9 protein-coding genes are annotated in these 7,072 nt (G+C 70.6%); 4 read left to right on the forward strand and 5 right to left on the reverse strand.

What is annotated here, in order from left to right; translation table 11 throughout:
• Together VF794_RS10905 and VF794_RS10910 are read left to right on the forward strand one after the other, a co-directional pair.
• On the forward strand, nucleotides 1–1,174 hold a 1,174-nt coding region (locus VF794_RS10905), incomplete at its 5' end, for a B12-binding domain-containing radical SAM protein (protein WP_331109446.1).
• An 84-nt stretch (nucleotides 1,175–1,258) separates the two neighbouring features.
• A complete protein-coding gene (locus tag VF794_RS10910; protein ID WP_331109448.1) occupies nucleotides 1,259–2,179 on the forward strand; it encodes a hypothetical protein in 921 nt (306 codons plus the stop codon).
• 45 nt (nucleotides 2,180–2,224) lie between these two features.
• Here VF794_RS10910 and VF794_RS10915 read toward each other — a convergent pair whose 3' ends face one another.
• Both VF794_RS10915 and VF794_RS10920 read right to left on the reverse strand, forming a co-directional pair.
• Nucleotides 2,225–2,827, reverse strand: coding sequence for a hypothetical protein (locus VF794_RS10915; RefSeq protein ID WP_331109450.1), 603 nt, complete (start codon nucleotides 2,825–2,827; stop codon nucleotides 2,225–2,227).
• Between the two features lie 3 nt (nucleotides 2,828–2,830).
• Nucleotides 2,831–3,403 carry a DUF4920 domain-containing protein gene (locus VF794_RS10920; protein ID WP_331109451.1) on the reverse strand — a complete coding sequence of 191 codons (573 nt, stop codon included), beginning with the start codon at nucleotides 3,401–3,403 and terminating at the stop codon, nucleotides 2,831–2,833.
• Between the two features lie 66 nt (nucleotides 3,404–3,469).
• Here VF794_RS10920 and VF794_RS10925 point away from each other — a divergent pair, with 66 nt between their 5' ends.
• Both VF794_RS10925 and plsY read left to right on the forward strand, forming a co-directional pair.
• A complete protein-coding gene (locus tag VF794_RS10925) occupies nucleotides 3,470–3,901 on the forward strand; it encodes a DUF2752 domain-containing protein (RefSeq protein ID WP_331109453.1) in 432 nt (143 codons plus the stop codon).
• A 7-nt stretch (nucleotides 3,902–3,908) separates the two neighbouring features.
• Nucleotides 3,909–4,490 (forward strand): glycerol-3-phosphate 1-O-acyltransferase PlsY, encoded by a 582-nt coding sequence (gene plsY, locus VF794_RS10930; RefSeq protein ID WP_331109455.1) that lies wholly within the window; start codon nucleotides 3,909–3,911, stop codon nucleotides 4,488–4,490.
• On the opposite strand, the gene VF794_RS10935 is transcribed toward plsY, so the two are convergent.
• From VF794_RS10935 to VF794_RS10945, 3 genes are all read right to left on the reverse strand, one after another.
• Complete coding sequence (locus VF794_RS10935) at nucleotides 4,407–5,642, reverse strand: THUMP domain-containing class I SAM-dependent RNA methyltransferase (protein WP_331109457.1); 1,236 nt, start codon at nucleotides 5,640–5,642, stop codon at nucleotides 4,407–4,409. The genes plsY and VF794_RS10935 overlap by 84 nt on opposite strands.
• Before the next feature lie 71 nt (nucleotides 5,643–5,713).
• Nucleotides 5,714–5,995 carry an antibiotic biosynthesis monooxygenase family protein gene (locus tag VF794_RS10940; protein WP_331109458.1) on the reverse strand — a complete coding sequence of 94 codons (282 nt, stop codon included), beginning with the start codon at nucleotides 5,993–5,995 and terminating at the stop codon, nucleotides 5,714–5,716.
• A gap of 28 nt (nucleotides 5,996–6,023) precedes the next feature.
• A partial coding sequence (locus VF794_RS10945) for a DNA translocase FtsK (protein ID WP_331109460.1) occupies nucleotides 6,024–7,072 on the reverse strand: 1,049 nt, incomplete at its 5' end.

Consider the following 7,072-nt stretch of genomic DNA (forward strand, 5'->3'; position numbering starts at 1 on the left):
GGAGGAGCGGAACGAGCGCCACCCGCTCATCGTGGCCGGTGGGCCGCTCACCTTCTCCAATCCGGACCCGCTCGAGCCCTTCGTCGATGTGCTGGTGCAGGGAGAAGCCGAGGATCTCATTCACCTCCTCCTGGAGGCCGCGGCCACCCTGGACAAGGACGCCCTCCTGTCACACCTCGCCCGCATCCCGGGCTTCCGGGTGCCCGGAAGGGGAGGGCAGCGCTACCACGTCGCCAAGGCCACCGATTCCAGGCTGCCCGCTCGCTCGGCCATCATCACCCCGCATACGGAGCTGCGCTCGATGTTCCTCATCGAGCCCGAGCGTGGCTGCTCGCGCGGGTGCCACTACTGCGTCATGCGGCGCACCACCAATGGCGGCATGCGCACCGTGTCTCCCGAGCGGGTGCTGTCGCTCATCCCCGAGCATGCGAAGCGCGTGGGCCTCGTGGGCGCGGCCGTGACCGACCACCCGCGCATCGTCGAGCTGCTGCGCACCCTCGTAGACTCCGGCCGCGAGGTGGGCGTGTCCTCGCTGCGCGCGGACCGGCTCACCCAGGAACTGGTGGATCAGCTCCGGCGCGGGGGCGCCACCAACCTCACCGTGGCCGCGGATGGGGCCTCGCAGCGCATGCGGGACCTCGTGGACCGCAAGCACTCGGAGGAGCAGATCATCCGCGCGGCGAACTTCGCCAAGACGGCGGGGATGAAGCAGCTCAAGGTGTACAACGTCGTCGGCCTCCCCCTGGAGGAGGACGCCGACATCGACGAGCTGGCCCGCTTCACCACGGAGCTGTCGAAGATCCTCCCGGTGGCCCTTGGCGTCGCGCCCTTCGTGGCCAAGCGAAACACCCCCCTGGATGGGGCGCCCTTCGCCGGCATCCGCGAGGTGGAGAACCGGCTGGAGCGGCTGCGCAAGGGTCTCAAGGGACGCGCCGAGGTCCGTCCCACCTCGGCCCGCTGGGCCTGGGTGGAGTACATGATGGCTCAGTGCGGCCCCGAGGTGGGTCTCGCCGTGATGGACGCCTGGAAGGCCGGGGGCAGCTTCGCCGCCTTCAAGCGCGCCTTCCAGGAGCACGACTGCCAGCCCTACCTCGCCCGGCGCGTGGAGGATGGGCGGCGCAACCCCACCCTGTGGCCCATCGTGCCCCACGCGGCTCCGCCGCCTTCCGTCTGACATCCGGGCTTCCAACCCCTGCCCCGGTCGGCCGCTGTCTGCTAGAAGGCCGCACGCGCCGTTTCCAGGCGCCAGGAGGCAGCGGTGAGCTCGGATCGCGTGGACAAGGCGTGGCAGCGCAAGGGTCTGAAGGACTACTCGACGGAGGCCATCATCGGGACGCTCGGGCACTACGGCGTCCAGGTGAGCGAGGCGGACTTCCGCCAGCTCGCCGAGAAGAAGTACCCCTCCGGCATCGCCGAGGGCTGGTTGCCCCAGTGGAAGGGCACCGGTCAGTTCGCCCCCTTCCCCTTCGCGGCCGCCGGGGAGCTGTGGCGGCGCTGGCTGACGGATCGGGTCGCCCCGTACGATCTCTCCGAGGGCCTCGCCCAGCTCATGGGCGCGCTCGGGCAGCTCCTCCAGGGCTCGCAGGAGGCCCCCGTGGGTCCCGCCTTCCAGCGCATCAACGAGCTGCGCCAGCGCGTCCCCGTCAATGACAAGGGCGAGCCCGATCTCAACTTCATGCAGGAAGCCCTGCGCGTGTTCGACGAGCGCTCCGCCCGCGCCTTCGACGACCTGGCCGAGATGCTCGCCAAGGCGGGCCACATCGACGACGCCGAGGCCTTCGCCGACCTGGAGGAGTTCCTCCTGCCGGACCGTCGGGGCGTCGCCAAGCCCATCATCCGCGCCACCAAGGGCGAGCGGGACCCGGCCCTCGAGGATCTCCAGAAGGTGGCCACGGATGCTTCGCGCGCGCCCATCTCGCGCGTGCTCGCCGTGGACGGCCTGCTGCACCTGGGCGCCAACGACAAGGTCATCGCCGTGGGCCGCCCCCTCCTGGAGGAGGCCGAGCGCACCCAGGACTGGCACCTCGCGCTGGACCTGGTCGCCCGTCTGGAGCACTCCTACAAGCAGCTGGGCGAGCGCGGCTCGCTCGCGGCCCTCGCCAAGGACCGCGCCCGCATCGAGGCCGCTCACGACGCGGCCCACCCGGGCCACCGGCGTCACCAGCACCAGCACGGCTGACCCGGGGTGCTCCCTCTCCCTCCTCTCATGAGGGGGGGAGGGGGCTCAGTAGGGCACGTCGTCCTCGGGGGGCGCCTGTCCAGGGGACTGCTCCGGCGGCGGTTGTCCGGCCGCCTGGGGCTCCTCGGTCGTATGTCCGCCCCGGCGGGGCAGGGGAATGTACTTCACCTCCGCCACCGCCTCCTGCACGTCCTTTACCGGCACCACCGCCCCCACCGTCGTGTAGCGGATGGCCCCCGTCTGCGTGAACGTGTGCCGCAGCTCGTAGGACTTCGCCCTCGGCAGGAACCACTCGCGCACCGCCTTCAGCGGCAGCACGTGCAGCTCCCCCTGCGCCAGGAACACGTACACCAGCAGATCCGCGCCGCTGTAGAGGAAGCAGCCCGGGGTGTCCCGCTCCAGGTTCGACACCAGCTCGAAGAAGTAGCGCCTGCGCCGGGGCTGCCGGTCTCCCTTCACCTCGATGCCGCGCACCTCTCCCGAGGGCAGCTCCCAGAGGAGATCCACCCCACGGTGCTGGAAGCGCGGGTCGTCCTGTACGTCATGGACGCGCGAGGTGGGCTCGGTGGCCAACAACCAGTTCCGGGCGTATTGCACGGCCCGGTCGGCCGCGCCCATCACGCCCCTCATGCTGAAGCTGCGTGCCATCGCTCAGCGACGCAGCTCGACGCCCGTGGCCACCAGCTGCACCTCACGCGGCTTGCCGTCGCTGCCTCGCGGAACGATGGCCCCCTCGGCCTCGTAGTGCTTCGCCATGCCGTCGCTCAGCTCCGACACCTTCACCACGCCCTCCACCCGCGCCGACGCGCCCGCCGAGTCCAGCGGCACGAAGAAGCCGTAGTCCTTGAACGTCACCCGCACCCCGGCCCCCTTCGCGCTCTCGGCGAGCTCCATCCAGCACCCCTTCTTCTCGCAGGCCTTGCGTACCTGGCCCTCCACGCGCACCGTCTTGCCCTCGTGGGCCTGCGGCTTCGCCAGCAGCTCGGCCAGCGTCACGGCCGGAGCCCCCTTCAGCGCTTCCCCGCGCGTCAGCGTCCAGCCCGAGGCGGGCTTCGCATCGGCCGGCGGCGGCGGGTGGCCACAGTCCTCTTGTACCTTGCCCGGCTTCGCGGCGGCTTCGGTGGGCGGAGCGGCGGGTTTCTTCGCTGCCGGGGCCGGAGCCTCGGCCAGCGCCACGAGGGGGAGGGCGAACAGCATCACCAGGGCGGAGCGGAAGGTCTTCATCCCTCACCGATAGCCCGAAGCCTTTGTCCGGGCAAGGCGCCCGCCATCCCGGTTACACTACCCAACGTGAAGGTCACCGTCCCCAAGCCCAACCGCACCCTCGGTTTCACCGATGCGCTCGGCCTCGTGGGCCTCGTCGGGCTGCTCGTCGCCCGCTACATCCCCGTGGCCCGGCTCATTCCCTTCTGGGGCTGTGCCCTGCGGGAGACCACGGGCTGGCCCTGTCTGGGCTGCGGACTGACGCGGGTGGCGGACCGGGTGGCCCACTTCAACCTCGCCGGGGCCTGGGACGCCAACCCGCTCGGCACGGTGGCGGCCTGCTTCTTCGCCCTCATGGTCGTGGTGACGGTGCTGCACCTCGTCTTCGCCATGCCCATCCCCGAGGTGGACCTCTCTCCCCGCGAATGGCATCGGGTCCGCATCGCCATGGCCCTTCTCGTGGCGGTCAACTACGCCTGGGTCATCGTCAAGACGAAGTTCCCCTACCTGCTTACCTAGGCCCTCCGTGCTCGCCGCCGCCCTCCTCCTGCTCGGCTACCTGGCGGGCTCCATCCCCTTCGGGGTGCTGCTCACCCGCTGGTTCCGCGGCGTGGACGTCCGGCAGAGCGGCAGCGGCAACATCGGCGCCACCAATGTCACCCGCGTGGCCGGCAAGAAGCTCGGCGCCGTGGTGCTGCTGCTGGATGCCCTCAAGGGCGCCCTCGCCGTGGTCCTCGCGCTGTGGCTCCTGCCCGGTCGCCCCCTGGTTCATTCGGCGGTGGGGCTCGCGGCCTTCCTCGGACACGTCTACCCCGTCTGGCTCAAGCTCAACGGCGGCAAGGGCGTGGCCACCGCGCTCGGGGTCCTCGCCGTGCTCGTGCCGCTGGCGGCCATCGCCGGGGCCCTCGTCTTCGCCGGTCTCGTGGCCGCCTGGCGCGTCAGCTCCATCGGCTCGCTCGCGGGCGGGGTGACGGCCGTCCTCACCGCCGCCCTCACCGCCCGCGCCCCCGAGTACGCGTGGCTCTCAGCCCTGCTCTTCGCCTTCATTCTCTGGACGCACCGGAGCAACATCCAGCGCCTCCTCCGGCACACCGAGCGGCGCTTCTGAGTCCCTCGGGCTGAACGGAGACGGGTAGCCGAGCAGCGTGCAGGCGATGGGGCCGTTCCACAGGTCGCGCCGGCCCCGGGGTCGCGCATGGAAGGCGCTCTCGAAGGCCGGGTTGCCCGAGAGCACGAACACGCGCCAGCCCGGCACCCTCAGGGTGTCGCCCAGCTTGAAGTAGAAGCTCTTCATCCCCTTCTGGCCGCCCGAGCCCAGTCGGTCTCCGTAGGGCGGATTCGTGAGGATGAGGCCCCCCGAGGCGGGCAGGGGAGGGAGCTTCGTCGCGTCGCCCTCCTCGAGGTGGATCTCCTCGGCCAGCTTCGCCGCCTTCACGTTGCGCCGCGCCGCCTCCAGGGCCTCCGGGTCCTTGTCGAAGCCGAGGATGGGGACTTCCACCTTGCGCTCGTTCCGGCGGGCATCCGCGCGCAGGTCCGCGAGCAACTCCCGCGCCCGCGCGCCCAGGTGCGGCCACTGCTCCACCGCGAAGTCGCGCGCGATGCCCGGGGCTCGCCGGCGGGCGATGAGGCCCCCCTCGATGAGGATGGTCCCCGAGCCGCACATCGGGTCCACCAGCGCCTCCTCGCCCGTGTAGCCCGAGGCGCGCAGCAGGGCCGCCGCCAGCGTCTCCTTCAGCGGGGCCGGAGTCGGGCGCACCCGGTAGCCCCGACGGTTCAGGGGGTCGCCGCATAGATCCAGCGAGAGGGACAGTCGCTCGCGCACCAGGTGGGCCACCACGCTCACGTCTGGCTGCCTCGTGTCCACGTCCGGCCGCGCCTTCAGCTTCTCGCGCATCCGGTCCACGATGGCGTCCTTCACCTTCAGCGCCACGAAGCCCGTGTGGCTGTGCTCGCTGTCCTTGAGCGTGGCCTCCACCGCGAAGGTCGTCTCCGGCGTGAGGTGCTCCTCCCACGGCACGGTGGCCACGGCGTCGTACAGGCCCTGGGCACCGCGGGCCTCGAACTCGCCCAGCGGGTAGAGCACGCGCATCGCGATGCGCGACCAGAGGCACACCATCAACGCCTCGTCGAGCGAGGCCATGAAGCGCACCCCGCCCCGGTCCTGGCGGATCCGGCGCGCGCCGAGTTCCTTCAACTCCTCGGCCAGGAGGTCCTCGGTACCGCGGGCGGTGGTGGCGAAGAGGGCGAGACGTTCAGCCATAGGGGGGCTCGCTCTATACGGCGGGAGGCCCGGTGGGAACCGGGAAAGCCGCTGTGGCCCTCAGAAGGTGCTCACTGCGCCACCACCTCGTACATGCTGAAGGTGGCGTCCTGCCGCTCGCTGGCCGCCTTGGTCGTCTTGAAGTCCTCCGACTGGAAGTACGCCCGCAGGCTCTCCCGGTCCCTCCAACGCGTCACCAGCAGGAACTCGGGCTCCGGTTCGAAGGAGCGCAGCACCTCCAGCCCCAGGAAGCCCTCGTACTGGTCCACCTTGCGCGAGCGCTCCCGGAAGGAGGCTTCCAGGTGCTCCGCGTGCTCGGGCGAGGTTCGGAACCGGTTGATGGTGACGATCATCGTTGGAGAAACCCGTGGGGGCGGTGGGTTATGCGGCTCCCATCTCGCCCACCGCGCGGATGAGCACCTCGCGGGGTTTGGCCCCGTCCGCCGGGCCCACCACGCCGTCCCGCTCCATCCGCTCGATCATTCGCGCCGCCCGGTTGTAGCCGATGCGCATCTTGCGCTGGAGCATCGAGATGGACACCGCCCTCATCTCGCTCACCGTCGCCAGGGCCTGGTCGTACAGCTCGTCGGACAGCTCGTCCTCCTCGCCGCCACCGCCCTCGCCCTCCTCCTCGCGCGGCTTGAGGATGGACTCGTCGTAGACCGGCTTGCCCTGCGACTTGAGGTGGTCCACCGCCTTCTTGATCTCGTTCTCCGAGACGTAGGCGCCGTGCACACGCTGAAGGTGCGCGCTCGTGGGCGGCATGATGAGCATGTCGCCCATGCCCAGCAGGGCCTCGGCGCCCACCGTGCCGAGAATCGTCATCGAGTCCGGCTTCGAGCGCAGCATGAAGCTGATGCGCGTGGGGAAGTTGGCCTTGATGATGCCCGTGACGACGTCCGTGGACGGGCGCTGCGTGGCCACCATCAGGTGGATACCGGCGGCGCGGGCCATCTGCGCCAGGCGCGCCACGTACGTCTCCACCTCGCGGCTGGCCACCATCATCAGGTCCGCCAGCTCGTCGATGATGACGACGATGTAGGGCAGCTTCGTCCACGCCTCCTTCTTCTCCTTCTCCTCCCGGGGCGACTCGCCAGCGGCCTCGAGCGCGGCGTCCACCGCGTCGGACATCTCATCGTCCTCGTCACCCGCGACCTCGGCGGTCATGGGCGACTCCTCGGACTCGAAGCTCACGGCCTCGCGCGCGTCCTCCAGGTCCTCTCGGGGCGCGGCGACCCCGGGGCCCGCGTTGGCGCTGGCGGAGTGGGACTCCTCGATGATGGCGTCCTCGGGCGTGGCCACGTCCACCACGACCACCTTCTTGGGCTTCTTGGGCGCGGCCTTCTTCGCGGACTCCCCGGCGGGCTTCGCGTTGGACTTCTCCGCGTCCTGCGTCTCCACGAACTTGTTGAAGCCGGCGATGTTGCGCA

This window comes from Archangium sp., assembly GCF_036389735.1.
Taxonomy (GTDB): domain Bacteria; phylum Myxococcota; class Myxococcia; order Myxococcales; family Myxococcaceae; genus Archangium.

Bases quoted from the DNA above. Each gene is read 5' to 3' on its own strand.
- VF794_RS10935 (WP_331109457.1), bottom strand. From the start codon at position 5,642: ATGGCTGAACGTCTCGCCCTCTTCGCCACCACCGCCCGCGGTACCGAG.
- VF794_RS10915 (WP_331109450.1), bottom strand. From the start codon at position 2,827: ATGGCACGCAGCTTCAGCATGAGGGGCGTGATGGGCGCGGCCGACCGG.
- VF794_RS10920 (WP_331109451.1), bottom strand. From the start codon at position 3,403: ATGAAGACCTTCCGCTCCGCCCTGGTGATGCTGTTCGCCCTCCCCCTC.
- VF794_RS10940 (WP_331109458.1), bottom strand. From the start codon at position 5,995: ATGATCGTCACCATCAACCGGTTCCGAACCTCGCCCGAGCACGCGGAG.